The sequence below is a fragment of the Lysinibacillus sp. FSL K6-3209 genome, from assembly GCF_037976175.1.
GTDB classification, from domain to species: domain Bacteria; phylum Bacillota; class Bacilli; order Bacillales_A; family Planococcaceae; genus Lysinibacillus; species Lysinibacillus sphaericus_D.
Genome location: NZ_CP150264.1, coordinates 1,723,235 through 1,744,863, shown reverse-complemented (window position 1 = coordinate 1,744,863; position 21,629 = coordinate 1,723,235). Strand labels below are relative to the sequence as shown.

Below are 21,629 nucleotides of genomic sequence, written 5' to 3'. Positions count from 1 at the left end.
ATTATTTAGTTTGTAATGTAATTTGCTTTAAAACTTGATCAACAATTTGTTGCACCACTTCTGTATCCAATGATGGTGCTTGTGCCTTTATATTTTCTACCACCGGATGTAAATCAAATTCCGGAGCTGGCACCTCTACATCTTTAATGCCATAAGCCATGCGCTTAATATTCAATAAATGTCTAGCTGTAATGTTATCGGACGTAATATTACCACCAAATGTCCCACAACCTAATGTAAAGGATGGTGCTAATCCAGTCGTACCACCAACCGCACCAATCGAAGATAGCGTGTTCACAACAATACGCGACACTGGTAAATCAAGCGAAAACTGCTCTGCTAACGCAGCATTTTCCGTATGAATTGAACAAGAATGTCCCCGTCCTCCAATATTCAGTAGATCAACCATCACTTGTTTGGCCTCTGTGCTATCCTCTACTGTGTAGAAAGCAAATATTGGTGATAGCTTCTCTAGTGAAAATGGAATATTTTTTCCAATCATCGTCTCCAACCCAATAAGTACTTTCGTCTCTTCTGGCACCATAATGCCGATAGAATGTGCTAAACTCACCGCTGATTTTCCAACAATTTGTGGATTCACTTTGCCTGGAACAGGAGAGATTAACTTTTCCATCTTTAATTTTTCTTCAGCATTCAATATATAAGCATGCTGTTTCTTTAATTCTGCTAATACTTGTTCAGCTATCGCTTTATCCACAATAATGGCCTGCTCTGTCGCACAAATGGTGCCATTATCAAAGGATTTACTTTGCACTAGCTGCCGAGCGGCTTTTTGAATATTGGCTGATTTTTCGATGTAAGCTGGTACATTGCCAGGACCTACCCCATAGGCTGGTTTTCCAGAGCTATATGCCGCTTTGACCAACGCCCCACCGCCCGTTGCTAAAATTAAGTGAATCTGTGGATGTTTCATTAATTGTTGTGTCGCTTCCATTGAAGACATTGTTAAACATTGTAACAACCCTTCTGGCGCACCAGCATTTTCTGCCGCAACTCTACAAATATCTAAAGCTTCCTTTGTACATTTAACGGCATATGGATGCGGGCTTAACACAAGGCCATTTCTCGTTTTTAAAGAAATAAGCGTTTTAAAAATGGCTGTAGATGTAGGATTTGTTGTTGGCACAATTCCTGCGATAACGCCAAATGGACTAGCAATCTCTGTTACTTTCTTTAGTCGATCTGTGCCAATCACGCCAACTGTCTTTAAATCTTTAATATCTTCATATACATCTCTAGACGCTACTTCATTTTTCATTTTTTTATGATTTTGGATACCCATCCCTGTTTCTTCGACAGCCATTTTTCCTAATCGTTCTGCCTCTTTAAATGCGGCATCCGCAACAGCCTTCACAATACTATCCACTTGTTGTTGGGAATATTGCATATAGGCCGCTTGTGCTGCATTTGCTTGACTCACAGCGTCTCTCATTTCCTGAATGGCTAATAAGTCTTTATCTAATGTCGCCATAAAGCCGCCTCCTTTCTAAATAACCGGATTTCTCGCAACATGTTCAATTGCTTCTCTAAATGCATCTGCAGCAGCTTGACAGGAAGACTGACTGCCACTAACTATGCCACCACCAAAGTTGGTTTCGGAAGGTGGCCCAAAAAATTGCTTTAGCTCTACGTCCGCTGCCTTTAAAGCGGCATCTAAACCGACAACCGCCTCAAGTGGTGGTGCAATTAAATAAGCGAGCGCAGTGCCAATCTTAACGTCTGCTAACTGTGCTAAATAGCTGCCACAGCTTGCCACAGTATGCGCAAAAAGTGCATGGTTTTCATTATTATTAATGGCTTCGAAATACGTATCAAATTGCACTTTTTGCTCAATTGCTTCCAGCCCACTGCGAATTTCATCTGGGGAGCTACCCGCTATAATGCCAATCATTTCACCAGATAATGGTCCTGACGCATGAGCCGCTCCTGCATAGAAGCTTTTTGCATAAACCACTTCCACATCTGCTTTTTTTGTCGCTTCATCTAAAGCCACATATCCGACATCATCAATGGTTAGTGTGACTAGCCCAATGCTATGCTGATTTGGCTTCAACGCAAGCTGTGTTGCCAAGTCTCTATTCACTCTAGGAATCATCTGCATAGCCAAAATATCAGCCATAATTTTATGAGGATGCATTGCTTGTTCCCCCTAACCTTCTTTTGCGACAAGGTTTACGCCACTTGCCTTGTATTGCAATATTTTTTGCACGACAGTACCTAAATAAGCTCCTGCCTCTAATGGAGGAATACCACCTTTATGAATGTTCGAAATAACCATTCGATCTGCTTCAACGGTACCTATTCGCGGCTGATAACATAAATACGCACTCATCGACTCTGCTGACACTAGACCAGGACGTTCACCAATTAAGTAAACAATGACCTCTGCTTGCAATAGCTCGCCAATTTCATCCATCAGCGCTACACGCCCTTTATCGATGTAAAAAGTAGTGCCTATTTCAATATTTAAATTGTTAAGACTTTGTTGTAATGCTAAATATACATCTTGGACATTTTCTTCAATCGCACTCGCACTTAAGCCGTTGGAAATAATAATTTGCACGGTTGGCCGTGCTTTACATGTTGATTGAATACGTGTCTTCGCTTCATCAGATAAGCGGCGACCTAAATCCGGTCTCGTAATGTATTCTTCTTTATCCGTTACTTTTGTTGTTACTTGGAAGACATTCAGTTTTTGTAATAGTGCTTCTGTCACTTCTCCATACACAGCATCTACTGCAGCCGCATGATCGAGTCGGAATTTCAACCAAGTTTTTGTTTTTGGTCTTGTCCCCGCTCTACCCACACCAATTCTTGCAGGTGTATGCTTTTTAGCTGCTTGCACACTTTCTGATACATTTTGCTCTTCAAATTGAAAAGCCTTCGCCGTTTCTACAGTTGTAGATCCATCATAATTAGTAGTATTGTGCGAATAATCCTTTGTAGAAGATGCTTGGTAAAGCTTAATTAACGATTGATCTGATGTTGCCTGTGGACTTGGTAGTTCTTCTGTATGCTTAGCCGCACTATCATAAATTTTAATTAATGGTTGTTGTGGTTCTTCAATTGGTGTAGCTGTTTTTGAAGAAGTGCCCGATGTATTCGTCATTTTCTCCATCACAAGTTGTGTAATCATGGATACTAGCTGTTCATTCAATGGTCTCACCTACCTTTCAAATATCGATAAATCGCCAGCTCTAGCTGAAAGACGACCATTTTCGTAAATGCCCATTTTTTCTAACCAAGCTAAATATTCAGGTGCTGGTGTTTTACCAAATGTTTGGAGTAATGTTGCCACATCATGGAAGCTCATAGACTGATAGTTCAACATAATATCGTCTCCCATCGGTGCGGCAATAATAAAGTTCACACCTGCTGCAGTGAGTAACACACTTAAATCTTCCACATCATTTTGGTCAGCCTTAATATGATTGGTATAACAAATATCAACGCCCATTGGAATGCCGTGCATTTTACCCATAAAATGATCTTCTAACCCTGCCCGAATAACTTGCTTGTTGTTATATAAATATTCAGGGCCAATAAAGCCAACAACTGTGTTGACTATGTACGGATTAAAATGTCTAGCAAATCCATAGTTGCGTGATTCCAGTGTTACTTGGTCTATGCCCATATGTGCTTCAGCCGAAAGCTCGGAACCTTGCCCAGTTTCAAAGTAAAATAAATTTGGGCCTGTTCCCGTTCCCTGTTTCTTCACCAGTTCCTCTGCTTCTCGAATTAAGTCAGCAGAAATCCCAAACGAACGGTTTGCAATTTCTGTCCCCGCAATACTTTGGAAAATCATATCGGCAGGAGCTCCTTGCTTAATGGCCTTCATTTGTGTTGTAATATGAGCCAATACACAGTTCTGCGTTGGAATCGACCAATCAGTGATAAATTCTTTTGTCGCATGTAACACCTTTTTAACACTTTCGACCGAATCATCTACTGGGTTAATGCCGATAACTGCATCACCAATTCCATAGGACAATCCCTCTTTTAATGAGGCAATAATGCCATCAATATTATCTGTTGGGTGGTTCGGCTGTAGTCTTGAAGACAGCGTGCCCTTTTGCCCTATCGTAATATTGCAAGTTGATAGTATTTCTACTTTATTGGCTGCATGAACAAGGTCCAAGTTCGACATCAATTTCGTAACGGCTGCAATAACTTCTGAATTCATGCCTTTGCTTAAACGTTTTAACTCTCGATCACCTGTATCATTCGATAAAATGTATTCTCGAAGCTGTTCAATACTCCAGTTTTTTATTTCGCTATATATTTGTTCGTTAATATCGCCTTCAATAATGCGTGTCACTTCATCATTTTCAGCTGGAACTAGCGGATTCTCACGTATATCTTTGACTAACAACTCACTTAAAACAGCTTTTGCTGCAATTCGTTGTTGAACAGATTCAGCAGCAATCCCTGCTAGCTGATCTCCAGATTTTTCTTCATTGGCTTTAGCCATCACATCTTTTAATGAATGAAAATTATATTTTTCTCCACCAAATATCACCGATAGATTCACGTTCATCCTCCTTACTTTGAGTGGAAAGCAAGTGTTTTCACTACAATGGGGACAACACCAGAAGGTAGCACTTCCCCAATGTCAATGTAATCGCCTGTTTCTACTTTAATTTGATCGATGCATAGGATAGGAACTGCTGGATTAATGGCTTGTAGCGTTTGCCCTATGACCTTTGCATAATCTGATTGAATGACTATGATAATTGGTATGTCCTTGGCGCTTCTTGTTCCTAAGTATCGTAAAATGGCCTCGCACAATGCATGGACATCATCAAAACTTAAATACGGTAACTCACTAAAATAAAGTGCAAAGGGAGAGCGGTGATCATCCAGTGAAAAAAGGGCGTCTGCTCTGTCCACTGCTGTCTTTACTATTTGATCAAACGCCTTCGTTGCTACATTTGCGCAATTAAATACAGGAATATTTTTCAACGGTAATACGTCCGCATCAACTTGTATCGTTGCACCACTAATTTCTGTTGTTTGAGTTCCTGCTCCAGTCACTGTAGCGCGAGCAGTTTCCTGCGGCTGTAGCCATAAAAATGATTGAAGTTGCTCATGTTGTAGAAGCATGTTCGCTAGTTTTTCACCAATATCATCATATTGGCGCTGCGAACAATCATAATCATAAATGCAAGAAGCAACACCACCTGAAAAAACGATTGCATCCACAGGCTTATGCCAATTTGGTAAATGGCCTAACAGTAATGGATGTTGTGCATCTTGTAGTTGTCCGCTTAACGTGTTAGCTAAAAAATCCACCATTTCTTCAATCAATTGCACAACACGCGCGTCTTCTGCCAAGTCACCTACTTGTAATGGATTAGACCAATGCTTCATTAATTGCTTTATAGGCGGTGAGATGGAATAGACTTTGCCATGTTGGAATTCAATTAATCTACCGCCAACATGCAAGGTGCATGAACCGATCACTTCACCGAACTGCATCACTGCAATATTCGCCGTACCGCCACCAATATCAATATTGGCGATTACTTTAGCTGTGTTTTTGGACTGTTGGACAGTCCCTGCCCCTTTTGCAGCAATAATCCCTTCTAAATCAGGACCCGCAGTGGCAACTAAAAACTGACCAGCTGCATCTGCAATAGTATGGACAACCTCTCTAGCATTTTCTTTCGTAGCGGATTCACCTGTAATAATAATGGCGCCTGTTGAAATATCCGCTGGTGAAATTTGAGCCAATTGATATTGCTGAAATATAAATTTTTCTATTTGTTCCATATCAATAATGTCTTTCGTAAGAAACGGTGTTTTAATAATGGGACTTTGATGCAACACCGTTTTTTCAATAATTTCTATTCGTGGCACATGGGTCACCCCAGCAACGTTTTTCAACAGAAAACTACTGACAACCATCTTTGTTGTACTTGTCCCAATATCAATGCCTGCACTATAAATTTTTTCTGTCTTCAACCTATACCTCCTCTATGCCACTATGGGCAATATATGAGATAGGGACTATTACGGTCCTTGACAAACTGGCGAATTTCTTCATCTGACCGAAGTTGAATAAGTGGTGCAATCAACTCAATGCCAAGCTTTTGCCATGCTGATGTTTTCACAATTGGACCGTGCGTCATCACATTTTTCAACAATGCTGTTGCTCTTTCTACATCTGCAAGGGGTGCATCAATTTTGGTAATGACACCAATTTGAATTTTGGGTATGCCCAAGCTAAACTGTGGAGGAAAAACACTCCTTGATGACGTGGCATCTTGCAAATAAATCACATGTGTTACTTCAAGTGATGTTGCCATAATATTTCTGTAGTACATTGGATTTTCTATATATTCTCCAGGTGTATCAACAATCCAGTCATCAAATACGAGTGCTTGGGTTTTAATAGCTTGTCTATCTTTGCCTAATAACGCATTCATTAGCGTTGATTTACCAGCTTGCACACCACCTATTATCATTACTCGATTTTTCATTTGACACATCCTATGACTTCGTTATTTTAGATGGCGTATAACCGAGCATTTCCGATAAAAAACGATTGATTTCCAACATCGCCATTTCTACTTCAGATACACTGCCAACAATAACGAGACTACCTGTAAAACGGTCTAAAAAACCTAATTTTACATTGGCTGCCTTTGTCGCTAAATCCCCAGCAATAATAACTGTTTCGCTCGGTGTACAAGTCATAATGCCGAGTGCACCCGCTTCTTGAATGCCAAGCTTTTGAAACATATCTGGATCGGGATTTGCAATTAGATGACTCAATGTTAGTTGCTTACCCGGCACAAACTCCTGAATAAAACGTTTCTTTTCCTCACTCACATATCATCACCTCTTTCTATCAAGACTTTTGATCTGTTAAATATTCTCCCTCTTTAATAATGCCTGCCTTACGATCCTCTTGTTCTAGTTTCAATGCGGTCGGTACTGATAGCTTGTAAGCTAAAATAATGGCAAGCACCCCTGCTAACAGCTTTCCTGCAATAACAGGTAATATAATCGTTGGTTGGAAATTAGCCGTAAAGGATAAATGGTCGCCTAACAGGAATGCTGAACAAACCCCGAAAGCAATGTTGATTACTTTATCTTTTGGTGGCATCTGACGAACAAGTGTAAACATGGCCAAAATATTAGCACTTGTCGCTAAAATCCCTGCGCTTCCTACTGAAGAAAGACCTAATTTCTTCCCTGCTGTTTCAAGCGGTTTAGAAGCATATTTTCTTATTAAGTACACCATTGGGAATGCACCCGCTAACATAATACCGATATAACCAGCCGTTTCTAATGCGCGGAATTGGTCGACACTATCTGCCATGATGGGATCAAAGCCCCATGTCCCAAAAATCTTAGTAAAAATGCCTGTAAAAATTTCTACAATAGAGAATACAAGCACAAGCTTAATACCTGCATCCATCACACGACCGAAAATCATAAACCCTTTGATCATGCCATTCGGGATAAGCTTTAGCCCTAATGCAATTAAAATAACGAAAATAAATAACGGTAATAAATTAAGTAATATTTGTAAAATAGAAATGGCAAACACATAAGTTGGTGCAGATGTTGTACTAATCACTTCACGAACCTCTGTGTTAAACATCACAATCATAATCGACGAAATAAATGCACCAATCGGAATAGTTAATACGCCTGCCATAATGCCTAATGCCATATACTTATGATCACGCTTGTCTAACATCGCAAGCCCCATTGGAATCGAGAATACAATGGTTGCACCTGACATAAACCCAACGACAAGCGCCATCACCCATCCTTCATACGACTCTTTTAAAGCATTTGCTAATTGATAGCCCCCCATGTCCGACGCTAAAATTGCTGTAGCTGCAATTGCTGGGTCAGCTCCAATCAATTCAAAAATCGGACTAATAAAATGACTAATAAACCACGTTAAGTAAGGTATAGCTGCCATGATTCCTGCCGCTGGTACAAAAATATGACCTACTGTATGGAGTCCATTCATAAATTCTTTACCAATTCCATACTCTGCATCTCGAATCGCTCCGATTGCCCCTAAAACTGCACAAATCATAATAATATAAACGATGATCGTTCCTATCATTGCCATCCTACTTATCCCCCCTTTGATTTTGATAAATATATATAAAAAAAAGACGCATTAAAGAAAAATTTTCTTTAAAGCGTCTTTGCTTCATCTATTTACTTGTAATGTATTTATAATTCGTTTTGCAATTGTTACCATTTCCTGTTGACTTTGCATACTCTCATTGCGAATTTTTTTATAAGCCTCGTCTTCACTAAGATTTTCTGCTTGCATCAGTAAACCTTTCGCTCGTTCGATGACTTTTCGCTTTTCTATTTCGCTTTGCTTATGCAATAATTCTCCGTTTAATCGGTTAAATTTATCGATTTGATGAAACGCCACTTCCAACGCTGGTAGGACATTTTTCTCAGAAAACGGTTTCATAACATACCCTAAAATATTATCCTGTTTCATGTACAATAACAATTCTTTTTCACTATAAGCAGATATAAAAAGCACTGGTATACCGAGCTGTTGTTCAATAATTTTACTCGCCTTTAGTCCATCTAGCTTCGGCATTTTGATGTCCATTAGTATTAGCTGAGGCTTATGTGTATAAGCTAGTTCAATTGCAGATTCGCCATTATTTGCCTGCGCTACTACTTCGTAACCATTATCTTCTAGCATAAACTTCAAATCAATTGCAATAAGTGATTCATCTTCGACAATCATAACTTTCCTAGTCATTTAGGATAAATACCTCCTCACTTACAGGAAACTGAATTTGAGTATGTGTACCTTGTTCACTAGGGATAATTGTAAATGTGCCAGCTAAATCATATTCAACAAGTCTTGTAATAATCTCCATCCCAAAAGATGCCTTCACCTCTTGCATCCCAACGCCGTTGTCGGAAATATGAAGTGAAATAAAAGATGCATCCTGAAGAAATTTTATATCAATGGTTCCTTCCTCACGATCGATAAAAGCATACTTTAAAGCATTTTGTAATAACTCACAAATAATTAATGCGAGTGAAACCGCCTTTTTAGCATGACAATATAGCTGTAGTTCATCATGATGGAAGATTAATTGAATGGCTGCTGTATGAGAAGTGCCAACCATTTTATACCCAATCTTTTTAGACAAAGCGATAACATCCACTTTTTCTTCCGCATTATCCTCATTTTCTAAAATAAGTTCGTAAACAGAAGAAATACTATAAATGCGGTTTAATGCTTCCTGAAAAGCACTTGCATTTGAAGCTGCTAGGTCATTGCGCATTTGCAGTCGCAATAAGCTTGTAACCGTTTGTAAATTATTTTTTACACGATGGTGAATTTCCCGTATAGCAAATGTTTTCATCATCAGTTCATTTTCTTTCAGCTTTAGCTCTGTTAGATCATGAATAATAAGCAGTGTCACTTTATCATTTTGACTGCGGATTGGAATCTTTTTCACAATAAAAGATTTACAATCAATCGTAATTTCTAAGAAAAAGACATCGTCGCCTTTATCGTAGACCTCTTGTAAAAAAGGCAATATTTTATCCAAAGCAATATTATCAAAATTTTCTAGTCCTGAAAGTTCCGTTATAAATCGGTATCCTGCAGGATTACTATAAATGACCTTATTTTCATGATTTGTCAGAATAATTGACTCTACTAATAAATCAGATACAACTGGAATTGGCTGCGCGTTGGGTTCGACGATATGCTCAATTAATGCAAAAGGCATATTTTGAAAATCATCCTTTGGTGCAGTTTGCATCTTAACCTTTTTTTCTTGAATCAACACGGCGATAACCTGTCCATCATCATTAAAGAGGGGGACAACGTTTTGTTCTACAGTTAGACCTTCCTGTGTGATTGCTCTCGAAATGGATGATCTTTCTTTATGCTTAAAAGCTGCAAATACTGCTGGCTCGAAGCTTTCAAAGACAAATTTTCCAATCACTGATTTTTCGTATAAGCCAATTTCTTTTGTAGGGAATGCCTCTGCTACAACAATTGCATGTGGTAAATTTTCCATCATACAATCTATAAACATATAGCAATCTGTCAACTCAGCATAATAAGATAGAGTAGTTTCTATTTCTACTAACTTCTCGATATCCTTACCTGATAAGCTTGTATATTTACTACACAACGATTGAATGCTCGACAGGTCCACCCCCTATCATAGAATACTCAACAGTGATTGTGACTATTCCTTAAAATTTCTTGTCATCATTATAAACCTTTTGCAAAATTATTTTCAAGAAGAAAAATTTTTATATTTAATAAAATTCATTGCATTACAAAGAACTATATAGTTTAAAACAGAAATATTCAACACTTTTTTTCGACAATCTCTAAAAGCGACACAATAATTATTATTTTGAAATAACAAAAAGCGAGTTTGCACCAATGGCAAACTCGCTTTTTGTTACTTTATTTCTGGTGTCACTGCTAAAATATTTTCAAATGTTTTCTGCTGTGTCGCTTCTTCCTCATTTAACAATATATGAATATCGCCATGATCATTCGATGTGCGAATTAATCGTCCCATTCCTTGTTGCAAACGCAATTGCATAAATGGTAACTCTACTTCTTCATACGGATTTTCAGCAAACGTCCGTTTTGCGTCAAATAATGGATCATGTGGTGGGAAAGGCAAGTCATAAATGATAACACGTGTTAGCGCCTCTTCTGGCAAATCTAAACCTTCCCATAAATGGTAGGAGCATAGCGTTTTGACAGTACCTTCTTGGAAATCACGAACAATAGCTGATAATTCACGATCTCCTTCAAACGCCACATACATGCGCTCCATTAGCGGTAATTCTGCTTTAAAGTTTAACATCGCTTGTTTTGATTTGAATAATATTAATGTTTTCTCACCATCTCGCAACAATTGTTGGACACGGGCTGTTTTATTATTTTGAGATAGCTCATGTAAATAAATTCTCATCACTGCTTCATAATCAAATGGTGATGGAACTGAGAAAGATTGGTAATTATGGATACCAAGACTATAAGCAATATATGAGAAATCCTTATTGACAGATAATGTTGCAGAAGAAAATACGATTGGAAGCTTTTTAGAGAATAACTTTTCTTCTAAAACTTCTGTAATCAGTCGTGGCATAATAACCAGTGTTTCTTCACCATCTGTTTCCTCTAACCAGTCAACAGCATCACCTTGTGCCGTAAAAATGCGAAGTGACGCTTGATATTGCTCCAAATATTCTTCTGCCATATTTAACTCATACTCTGGAATCATATACATTTCTGATTCAAAAACAAATTCTTCTAGAAGTACATCTACATCGGCAATCAATTGTTTACCATACTTTAAAAGTGTTGCAGATTTATTAATACGCTTCCGTTCTTCCTCAGACGCCACAATATCATCACGTAACTGATCGAAAAATAGTTCGTGATCGTCTTGCAATTTTTCCATTGCATACAAAGTTCGTTCACGTACCCCATCTACCATTAAACGCTCTAACAGAGGAACAATCGTCGTTGCCTGCACCTTATATGTCATTGCCTTTTGCGCCGCATATTCCAATAAATGCCCTTCATCTAGCACCATCATTGATACTTCAGGAAGTAACGCTAATTGCCCTTCACGTTCACGGGACTCTTTCGTTGCTAAATGCTCCATTAAAAAGTCTTGCGAACAAATAATCAAATCCGTTGATTTACGGTAATGTGCGCGATGTAATGTTTGACCACAGCGATTACGCAAATCACATACTGAACATTGCATGATTGCATTATAATTTACTTTATGCCAATCTTCATCACTAACCGTCGGATAATCACTGCGATCACCATATGGTTGCACTGCAATCATTGAACCTTGTGCATATACACCATCGGGAATTGAAAAAGCAATATCATCGATCCACTCATCCGTTTCGACTTTTTCTGCTTCTTCGAAACGCTTTAAGCATAAATATTGATCACGTGATTTTGCTAAACGGACATCAATTTCTAAACCGAGTGTTTTTTGTAATTTATAAATATCGCCGCCCTCTTTCACGAGCTGGTCGATTAATGTTTCATCTGCACAGGCAATGAGCGCTGGCTTACCTGTATAGCGTGCATAGGATACAGCCGGCAGTAAATAAGCAATCGTTTTTCCTGTTCCTACTCCAGCTTCAGCAAATAACACATTTTTTTCTTTTAGCGCCTGTTCAATTTGATAGGCCATGAAAATTTGCTCATCACGGCATTCAAATCCTTTTTCTGGTAATTCATCATAAAGGACATCGCCCATCCAGTCACCTAATGACTCGAAAAATGAGCGATCCTTCGTTAATGCAAATGGTAAAGATTTACGCAATTGACGTTCCCCCTCATACAATCTGTTCCTATTATACGCGACGAAACGGAAGATAAGAAAAAATCTTATCTTCCGTTATTCTAGTTAGTCTCTCTTGGACTTTTGTCCCCAATATTGATAATAATTCGTTTCAATAAAACCATTGAATAATTTACGTTTTTTCGTTGTTTGACGACCGTATAATTCTTCGAAGTTTTTCATGGAGGATAGCATGTATACCGACCAAGTTGGGTAGTTTTTCATGACTTGTCCTAAATCACGAATTACTTGTTCCACAACTTCTACATCGCCTATACGCTCTCCATATGGAGGGTTCCCAATCATTACACCATCTGTTAGCTGTGTTGTAAAATCACGAGCTTGCATTTGTTTAAACGTAATAATATCCCCAAATCCTGCTTCTAGCGCATTTTCTTGTGCAATACTTACCATGCGGTGGTCAATATCTGATCCAATTATTTCAAGTGGTTGGTCATAGTTAGCTATACTATCCGCTTCATCTCGCACAGCATCCCAAATTTTCGCTTTCATCCACGGCCAACTTTCAGAAATAAATTCTCGATTATAACCTGGTGCAATATTTTGTCCATACATTGCTGCTTCTAGGGCAATTGTACCTGAACCACAAAATGGATCGACAAACGGACGGTTCGGATTCCATTTAGAAATCTGAACAAGTGCAGCGGCTAATGTTTCTTTTAGCGGTGCTTCCCCTTGTGCTTGTCGGTAGCCCCGCTTATGTAAGCCAGCGCCAGAAGTATCAATAGTAAGTGTAGCCACATCTTTTAAGATTGAAACTTCGATTTTGTATGTTGCCCCTGATTCATCTAAAAAACCAAGGCGTTTGTAATGCTGTTTCATGCGTTCTACGATTGCTTTTTTGGTAATCGCTTGGCAATCTGGCACACTAAATAATTTAGATTTTACTGATTTCCCTGAAACGGGGAAAGATGCATCCACCGGTAAATATTTTTCCCATGGTAATGCCTTTACACTTTCAAACAATTGTTCAAAAGACTTTGCAGGAAATTGTCCTACAACAATTTTTACTCGATCTGCTACACGTAACCATAAGTTGGCACGAGCAATGGCCGTTTCATCACCCTCAAAATAAACTTTGCCATTTTCGACTGTCGTTGTATAACCGAGTGCCTGTACTTCTTGTGCTACAATCGCTTCTAAGCCCATTGCAGCCGTTGCGACTAATTTATAGTTTGCCATACATTATTTCCTTCCTTGATGTTCAATTTCCCAATACTCAATATACTCCAGCAATTCGGGAAGTGGTAATGGTTTGCTGTAATAATAGCCTTGGATAATATCACAGTTCATTTTCCGTAGTATATCCACTTGTTGCGCTTGTTCTACACCTTCTGCTACAACTTTCATTTTTAGACGATGCGACATTTGAATAATAGCATCTACAACTGCCTGTTTTTCATCGAGCGAGCAAATATGTTGAATAAAGCTACGGTCGATTTTTAAACAATCGAGTGGGAATCGAACTAAATAGCTCAATGATGAATAACCTGTACCAAAGTCATCAATGGAGATTTTAAAGCCAAGCTGCTTTAAACGCACAAGCTTGCTTACCGTTTCCGTTGCACTATTCATAACAGTGCGTTCTGTAACCTCTATTTCAAAATTATTGGCAGACGTATTATAACGTTCTAATATTGTTTGAATCGACTCTAAAAAGTTTTGCTGTTTAAAATGAATGCTCGAAATATTGATAGCAATTGGTATTTTGCGACCAAATTGTTGTAACTTGATTGCAGCTTCACATGCTTTCTCAATAATTACTTCGCTTAAAGGAATGATAAGGCCCGTTTCTTCCGCATAAGGAATAAATTCTGCAGGCGATACAAAGCCAAGTCGCTCATTATTCCAGCGAACAAGCGCCTCTAGTCCTTGTATATGTTCGTTTTCCAACATAATTTTAGGTTGGAAATGCAACTCAAATTCACGATTTTCAATCGCTCTACGCAATTCAGAATCTAACAAAAGAACGCGCTGCGTGTCTGTTTGTAATTCATCAAAATAAAACGAATAGCCGTTAAGACCATTCTTTTTGGAATAGGTCATCGCCTTATCTGCACAAGTAATAAGTTGCTCGGATGTTTCGCCATCAGCCGGATACATACTCACGCCAATGCTTGTTGAAACAAAAATTTCTTGTCCATTAATGTTCATTGGCTGTTCCATAATACCAATAATTTGCTCTGCAAATGTTGCTGCCTCACGAACATTTTTTACATTCGTCAATGTGACGATAAATTCATCTCCACCGTATCTTGCAATGATATCTTTGTTTTTGAGCAATGTTTGAATACGTCTTGCTGCTTCTATCAGAATCGTATCTCCCACCGCATGCCCTAAAGTATCATTTATTTGTTTAAATCTGTCCAAATCCAAGAAATAGACAGCATGCTGTACTGAATGAGAAATAGTAGAAGACGATTCCAGTAAACTATCCATTCTCTCAATATAAGCAAATCGATTCGATACATCTGTTAATGAATCAGTTAACAAACGTTTTTCTAGTTCATTTTCTACTATTTTTCTTTCAGATAAATCTGAGAAAATGCCACAATAGTTAGTAATTTCTCCACTATCATTCGTTATGCTAACAATTGTTAACCATTCAGGATACACGTCTCCTGTTTTACGACGATTCCAAATTTCCCCTTGCCATATTCCTTCTTGTCGTATCTTTTCCCACATTGTCAAATAGAAGGATAACTCATGTACACCTGACTGCAATACCGCGGGCGTTTTTCCTATCACTTCATCGCGTTTATAGCCTGTAACGAATTCAAATGCTGGATTAACCATCTCTATTTTTTTATGTTTATCCGTAATCATAATGCCTTCAGATACATTTTCAAAAATTTTCTTCAGTAAGGAAGTGGGGTATTTAGAAATCGAATTAATCTTCTCCAGATTAGTAATTACTCCGCCCATATTTCCGCTCCATCCTATTTATCGATACTACCCTTATTTTTAGAAAAGCGCGTTTCTACTCTTATTAGTAGGTATGTATGTCGCGTTCATACGATAACGGTGATGTTATAACTTAGAAGCGTATCGACAGAGGCACAATCACATGGTATTCACATTACCTCAGGCCTATATCGCGTATGACTAGACATCGTTAAGTAACAGATACTTCTTTTATTAGTTCAAAAGAAAAGCTCTCCACCGAATTGGAGAGCGCTTGTTATTTCGTAGATAAGCATCAAAAAATTCAATAAGCCATGTTTTGTTCCCGAGTACTCAAACAGCTTACGCCTCGTACGACCGGGTAGTAATCATCTATCTACAGAGCGAACTCTGTCCCTCTATCCGTTCAATTCCTTCAAGAGAGTGCCCCTACCATAATTTGGGTTTCTCACTCGTGGGGTTTACCTCGTTCCACCTTGTATGTTTCCAAACAAGCTTCGTCACTGTGGCACTTTCAGGAAGTGTCGACCATATCCAATAGACTTAGGTCTTCCTTCCGCCGTCAGCTTTAAGCTGCCTTACCTTATTTTTTCAGTAAGCACGAACACTACGGCCATCGCAGAACCGTGTGAGCATGGACTTTCCTCTACGACGTCTAGCGCCGCAGCGATTACTCGAATTTCATGATGATACAAAGATTATACTAGACTTTTATGATAAATACAATGTAAATGATAAAAATTATTCGTAAAGTTTACTACCAAATACATGTTTTTCTAAATTTGAAAGACGTTTTAGAATATCAAAGTTGGTTGTTCCCGCTGCGGATGCGGCTGGTTGTGGTTGTCTCTTTGGTGTATTCTCAATTTCTTCTTTTAGTTGTCTGTTCTCTTCTCTTAATTGAGCAACTACTTTTTCAAACGATTCATAATCTTGAATAATTTCATCCAGAAAAGAATCGACCTCTTCTACATTATAGCCTTTAAAATTTTTCTTAAATTCCTTTTCAAGAATCATTTTTGAAGTTAATTTAATGTCCATACACATCGCCCTTCCTCGCACTACATACACGAATTCATTATAGCATATTTCATAACATTATATCGTCTGAAAACATTAATTGTAAGGCTAAACTTGTCGTTTCTTGCGCTTCCCCGGGAAATTATTGCTTATTTCCTAATCTGTGCAATCTCTTTTCCCAAGAAATTTCCCATTTTTGTTTTTGTTCCATCCGCCAATCCTCAGTCGAAGTAATCAGTTGTATGCCTTCTAATGTATAAACAAGGGCCTGTTTCATATCTTTTATGTGATGCTCATAGATTATGGCTAGTTGTTCTAGTGCCTGCAACTTTTTTCGTGGCTCTATAAAATGGAGTGAAGCAACGAAGGCATCAATTGCTTCGCTATACTGCTTATTTTTTTTTAGTTGCATGGCTAGATAAAATTGGGCATTTCCCGCTTCACGCGCATCAAATTGTGCTGTTACCTTTTCTAAAACGTTAACACTTTGTGGACGTTTCTTTAAATCAGCATACCATTTCCCGATATTCGTGTAGGTATTGGCTGATTCGTCACTCGATTGTTCAAATAATAAGTAAGTAGAATGAACATACAAGGTAATGAGCGACAGCAAATCCCACTCGTTATGCACAAGTACCTTCATAAGCGCATCTGGCACACCACTTTTCACTGCATCTAAGTAAATGATTGGCGCTAAATGGCCCGGTATATCCCCAACGCGTGAGAAACCAAGCTTTTCTTCTTCTACTGATTTTAATTTCAACCGCTCCATATCATTTTTCCATAATCGCTTCGAGCTATGCAATAAATCGATTTGGCGCTGGGTACGAAGTTTAGGTAGAACTTTTTGGTTGAGTGTCCAACGTGTTTCTAGCTGTGGCCAGTCAAAGCTTTTGCCATTATACGTAATAATCGTCGCTGTTTTTTGCCAAAGCCTTGATTCAAATAGCAAGGCTGCTTCATGTGCTGGATCAGCTAAGACATATTGTGTTAATACAAAATCGTGTTTGGTCACTTCTAAAAAACCAAGAAGAAAAATTTGTGTTCCAACACCTTTTAACCCTGTCGTTTCTGTATCAAAAAACAGGACATTTTCATCCACATCTAATGCATAAGGATGATCAAAATCAGCAGATTGCCATTTAGTGAGCGCATCAAAAAATGACTGTAATGGATAATGACCATGCTGATAATGGAATGGATAATGCACTTGTCGCTTAAAAACAATACCAAACTCATTATCAATACGCGTAAGACCAGCTTTCTCCCACTGATGAACATAGTTTGGTATAATCGGCTTTTGATACGTTGATTGCTCATTAGCGACTGGTTTTTGCACCTTTTTTCCAAGCATTTTTTTCATCTGTAGTATTTTATTTTCGTAAGACATCGACTTCACTCATTTTCTGACTGTAAAATTTTTCAATACTTTGTAGCAAGCCATCCATTCCCTGCTATCAATTAAGGTGGAAAGCCTGTTGCCTAAAGAAACTTATTAAAATATATCAACTGTATAACCTTATAGATTACCTAGAATCTCTTATGCTACATACTATCATACCAAATCTAAACAACATAAAGGCGCATCGCACAATACTGAACCGATCATTGCCTCAAGCCGTTAGTCAAAAATGGTGTACGTAATCACATTACATTTTAGATATGGTGAAGAAAGCCAATGTTATCATACGTACCATAATGAATTGTTATGCAACGATTGTTGGCAAATGAATATCTTCATTTACAAAAGCGTCCATACATTAATTTTTATACAAGCCTCTATTCTAGGTAGTTTCATAATGACAAAGCACTGTTTCAATTGTTTAACAATTATTCCAACCAAAAACGCTTTTAAGCCACTACTTCCCTCAATAATTAGATCCTCTAACACTATCATATTCAATCTTAATCATTAGTAAAGCACATCTTCTCACTTATGTAAAAAGAGAGAAGATGTGCTTCTTCTGTTAGCGATTCATCGCACGGGACATCAATGCAACAAATTGTGCCCGTGTCATAGGATCATTTGGTTTAAAGTAGCCATCATCCCCTAATGCAATTCCTTCTTGTTGTAAGGTCGCTATATAGTTGTAACTCCAATGTGTCGGTGGCACGTCTTTAAAATGACTTGTACCATCTGGTGTTAGCTGTAACGCTTCTACAAGTACTTTAGCCATTTGGGCACGAGTCAGAAAGGCATCTGGATGAAATTCTCCATTTGAACCATCGACAATCCCTGCCTGATACAATTTCGTAATAGCTTCATAATATGGATGACTCGGCAAAACATCCTTAAATGGTACCGTCTCACGTATTGGTTCTAGCTCAAAAGCACGTGCAAACATAACGGCAATATGCTGACGTTTAATGTAATCATTCGGACGAAATGTTTTATCTGGATAGCCAGTAATAATTCCTTTTCTCGTCATGTCCTGAATCATCTCCCATGCCCAATGCGTTTTCGGAACATCAGAGAAAATAATTTCTTGCTCGATCTCTGGTTTTGATGGCTCAGTTTGTGGCGTTTCCACAGGATTACTTGGTTCCTTTGATGGCGTTTCTGGATTCTCTGGTACAGACGGCGTTGTTGGTGTCGAAGATTGACCATCGCTACCAGATGAACTATTTACAAACCATTTTGCATAGAGCGTTGTATCTTTTGTCACCACATCTATCAGGAAGTCCCATTGTGTTGTCAAAGTATCGCTCTTATACCAACCAGCAAACGTATAACCTGTTTTCGTTGGCGCTGTTGGGACTGTTGCTTTTTCGCCATATGTTGTAGGGATTGGGGCTACCGCAGTACCACCATTTGTGTTAAAGGTCACCGTATAGCTTTTTGCGTCCCATTTCCCATACAGTGTTGTATCCTCTGTCACTGTTTCGGTCGCAAAATCCCACTTAGAAGTCATCGTTGCATCCTTATACCAGCCAACAAATGTATAACCTGTTTTCGTTGGCGCTGTTGGGGCGGTTGCTTTTTCGCCATATGTTGTAGGGATTGGGGCTACCGCAGTGCCGCCATTTGTGTTAAATGTCACCGTATAGCTTTTTGCTTCCCATTTCCCATACAGCGTTGCATCCTCTGTTACTGTTTCGGTCGCAAAATCCCACTCGGTAGTCAACGGTGCATCCTTATACCAGCCAGCAAATGTATAACCTGTTTTCGTTGGCGCTGTTGGGGCGGTTGCTTTTTCGCCATATGTTGTAGGGATTGGGGCTACCGCAGTGCCGCCATTCGTGTTAAATGTCAGCGTATAACTATTTGCGTCCCATTTTCCATACAGCGTTGTATTCTCTGTCACTGTTTCGGTCGCAAAATCCCACTCGGTAGTCAACGTTGCATCCTTGTACCAGCCAGCAAATGTATAACCTGCTTTCGTTGGCGCTGTTGGGGCAATGATTTTGTCGCCATAAGAAATGGTTAAGTCTATTACTGGACTTCCACCATTGACATCAAAGCTGACCGTAAATGGTTTTGGCAATAATGTAACGGCTGAACTTGTTATTTGACCTAGTCCTGTTGCGTCAAATGATAACTGTGCGCCAGAAACATTCGCTGCATTCACTGACCTTAAATCGGAAAAGCTGACGATTCCCGCATTTGCTTTCGCTGTTAGCGTCCCCGTTAACATCCATGCGCCTGCGTCTTTTTTCGCCACGGTTATAACTTTTGTATAATCGTTGACACTTATATTTTCATAAGCATCATAAAGCGTCACTACAGGTTGTTGACTAAATATCCCTCCATTTATTGTGGGAGCTTTAAGATCTGTCGTTACCTTCATGCTAGCTGCACTTCCCGCAACTGGCGTAATCGTTAACGAATTTGTAGTAGCGGTGCTTACACCTGACACTATAAATCCGATTGACTGTGTCGTTGCTGCATTCAATTTCAAACTCACTGTAGCTACTCCGTTCGTGAAGCCTAAAGCGACTAATTGACTTGATGAAGTCAATGGTTGTCCATTTAAGTGACCAATTGAACCATTTGGTGCTTGATTGTAGCCAAAAATAGTAACATTTTTTATGCCATTAAATGTTGTATCTATATCTCCTAATGCATTTTTTACAGATAACGTAATCATATTATCGGAACCTACTGTTGGCGTATTGGATGCCACCGTAGCGTCCACTGTTTGTGCAGGTTTTGGAGTGAATTGTACACTAGTCGTGGCAGCAATGGCATTGCCATTAACAGTTGCACTGATTGTACTCGTACCAGCAGTACTAGGAGCAGTTAGAGTCGCTGTATAGGTACCATTGTTATGATTTGTGACAGTACCAATTGTCCCTAGTGTTGACAATATAGCTACTGTCGCTCCACCAGTTGTAACATCATTTCCTTGCGCATCTTTCAACTTCACGGTTACAGTCGTCTGGCTTGTTCCGTCCGCGAGCAGCGAATTATCATTAACAGTAACGGTGCTCTTTGCTAATGATGGTGGACCTGAGACAAATTGCACGCTAGCCGTTGTTGGTATCGCGCTACCACCGACACTTGCACTGATGCTACCAGTACCGATTGTCGTTGGAGCAGTTAGAGTTGCCGTATAGGTACCATTGTTATGATCTGTCACAGCACTAACCGTTCCTAATGATGACGCAATCGTTACAGCCTCTCCACCAGTAGTAATATTATGTCCTTGTGCATCTTTTAACTGGATAGTGACAGTCGTCTGGCTTGTCCCATCCGCTACAAGGCTAATATTATTGATTGTCACTTGACTCTCTGTTGGGGATAGTGCGTAATCAGGAATCATATACGTTTTGAAAGTGAAATCCATTCCAATTGCTGGGGCGTACCCTCTTAAATACGCATCATTGTGACTTGTAAACCACCCAAAACCAGCACTGCCACCGTTTTCAGTAGAAACAACCATTCGATACATCGTTTCCCTCGTCAAATATGGTAATATGCTTGAAAAATCAACCGATGTCCAACCCGAGCCGAATGATGCTAATTGTGCAGAGCCAAGGGGTGTCGATAAATCCCCCTCCTTATAAATACTTACTTTTAATGCCCCAGGAGAACTCATGCTATCAAATATGCATATATCAATCTTGCTTAGTTGCCCAGAATAGAAAGGCGTAAATGTTTGATAGCGTGGATAATCTGAATTAACCCAAACATTACCAGAATAACTCGTCTGCTCTTGATCCAAAACATCAGAAGTAGCGGCTTTAGCACTTCCCCCAAAAAATAGAACTATACTTATTGTAACTACTACAAGTAATACAACCGATAGCCGAAATTGCTTTTGATTGTTCATCCGTGTCCCCCACTCTTTAACCTAA

General features: G+C 39.0%; 16 protein-coding genes and 1 other RNA gene. All 17 read right to left on the bottom strand.

Features of this window, described 5'->3' with window-relative positions; all coding sequences use genetic code 11:
* Position 1: 1 nt before the first annotated feature.
* Entirely contained in the window at positions 2-1,492 is a 1,491-nt protein-coding gene (locus MHH88_RS08240; RefSeq protein ID WP_339262358.1) for an aldehyde dehydrogenase family protein, read from the bottom strand.
* 15 nt (positions 1,493-1,507) lie between these two features.
* Complete coding sequence (gene eutL / locus MHH88_RS08235) at positions 1,508-2,158, bottom strand: ethanolamine utilization microcompartment protein EutL (protein ID WP_339262357.1); 651 nt, start codon at positions 2,156-2,158, stop codon at positions 1,508-1,510.
* Between the two features lie 12 nt (positions 2,159-2,170).
* Positions 2,171-3,178: an ethanolamine ammonia-lyase subunit EutC gene (eutC, locus tag MHH88_RS08230; RefSeq protein ID WP_339262356.1), complete on the bottom strand. Its 1,008-nt coding sequence runs from the start codon at positions 3,176-3,178 to the stop codon at positions 2,171-2,173.
* Between the two features lie 9 nt (positions 3,179-3,187).
* On the bottom strand, positions 3,188-4,558 hold the full coding sequence (locus MHH88_RS08225) for an ethanolamine ammonia-lyase subunit EutB (protein WP_069511556.1): 1,371 nt from the start codon (positions 4,556-4,558) through the stop codon (positions 3,188-3,190).
* Positions 4,559-4,563: 5 nt separating this feature from the next.
* Complete coding sequence (locus MHH88_RS08220; RefSeq protein ID WP_339262354.1) at positions 4,564-5,985, bottom strand: ethanolamine ammonia-lyase reactivating factor EutA; 1,422 nt, start codon at positions 5,983-5,985, stop codon at positions 4,564-4,566.
* A 20-nt stretch (positions 5,986-6,005) separates the two neighbouring features.
* Complete coding sequence (locus MHH88_RS08215) at positions 6,006-6,503, bottom strand: EutP/PduV family microcompartment system protein (protein WP_339262352.1); 498 nt, start codon at positions 6,501-6,503, stop codon at positions 6,006-6,008.
* 10 nt (positions 6,504-6,513) lie between these two features.
* Positions 6,514-6,855, bottom strand: coding sequence for a BMC domain-containing protein (locus MHH88_RS08210; protein ID WP_024363381.1), 342 nt, complete (start codon positions 6,853-6,855; stop codon positions 6,514-6,516).
* Positions 6,856-6,874: 19 nt separating this feature from the next.
* Positions 6,875-8,119 carry an ethanolamine utilization protein EutH gene (eutH, locus tag MHH88_RS08205; RefSeq protein ID WP_339262350.1) on the bottom strand — a complete coding sequence of 415 codons (1,245 nt, stop codon included), beginning with the start codon at positions 8,117-8,119 and terminating at the stop codon, positions 6,875-6,877.
* Between the two features lie 84 nt (positions 8,120-8,203).
* Complete coding sequence (locus tag MHH88_RS08200) at positions 8,204-8,782, bottom strand: response regulator (protein WP_069511564.1); 579 nt, start codon at positions 8,780-8,782, stop codon at positions 8,204-8,206.
* Entirely contained in the window at positions 8,775-10,181 is a 1,407-nt protein-coding gene (locus MHH88_RS08195; protein ID WP_339262348.1) for a histidine kinase N-terminal domain-containing protein, read from the bottom strand. Before MHH88_RS08195 ends, MHH88_RS08200 begins: the two co-directional genes overlap by 8 nt.
* 279 nt (positions 10,182-10,460) lie before the next feature.
* On the bottom strand, positions 10,461-12,368 hold the full coding sequence (locus MHH88_RS08190; RefSeq protein WP_339262347.1) for an ATP-dependent DNA helicase: 1,908 nt from the start codon (positions 12,366-12,368) through the stop codon (positions 10,461-10,463).
* A gap of 84 nt (positions 12,369-12,452) precedes the next feature.
* A complete protein-coding gene (locus MHH88_RS08185) occupies positions 12,453-13,589 on the bottom strand; it encodes a class I SAM-dependent RNA methyltransferase (RefSeq protein ID WP_025219161.1) in 1,137 nt (378 codons plus the stop codon).
* Positions 13,590-13,592: 3 nt separating this feature from the next.
* A complete protein-coding gene (locus tag MHH88_RS08180; protein ID WP_339262344.1) occupies positions 13,593-15,332 on the bottom strand; it encodes an EAL domain-containing protein in 1,740 nt (579 codons plus the stop codon).
* A 282-nt stretch (positions 15,333-15,614) separates the two neighbouring features.
* Positions 15,615-15,993, bottom strand: an RNA gene (gene rnpB, locus MHH88_RS08175) — RNase P RNA component class B.
* Positions 15,994-16,052: 59 nt separating this feature from the next.
* A complete protein-coding gene (gene gpsB / locus MHH88_RS08170; RefSeq protein WP_024363374.1) occupies positions 16,053-16,352 on the bottom strand; it encodes a cell division regulator GpsB in 300 nt (99 codons plus the stop codon).
* Positions 16,353-16,473: 121 nt separating this feature from the next.
* Positions 16,474-17,721, bottom strand: coding sequence for a ribonuclease H-like domain-containing protein (locus MHH88_RS08165; RefSeq protein ID WP_339262342.1), 1,248 nt, complete (start codon positions 17,719-17,721; stop codon positions 16,474-16,476).
* A gap of 577 nt (positions 17,722-18,298) precedes the next feature.
* Positions 18,299-21,604 (bottom strand): InlB B-repeat-containing protein, encoded by a 3,306-nt coding sequence (locus MHH88_RS08160; RefSeq protein WP_339262340.1) that lies wholly within the window; start codon positions 21,602-21,604, stop codon positions 18,299-18,301.
* Positions 21,605-21,629: the final 25 nt, after the last annotated feature.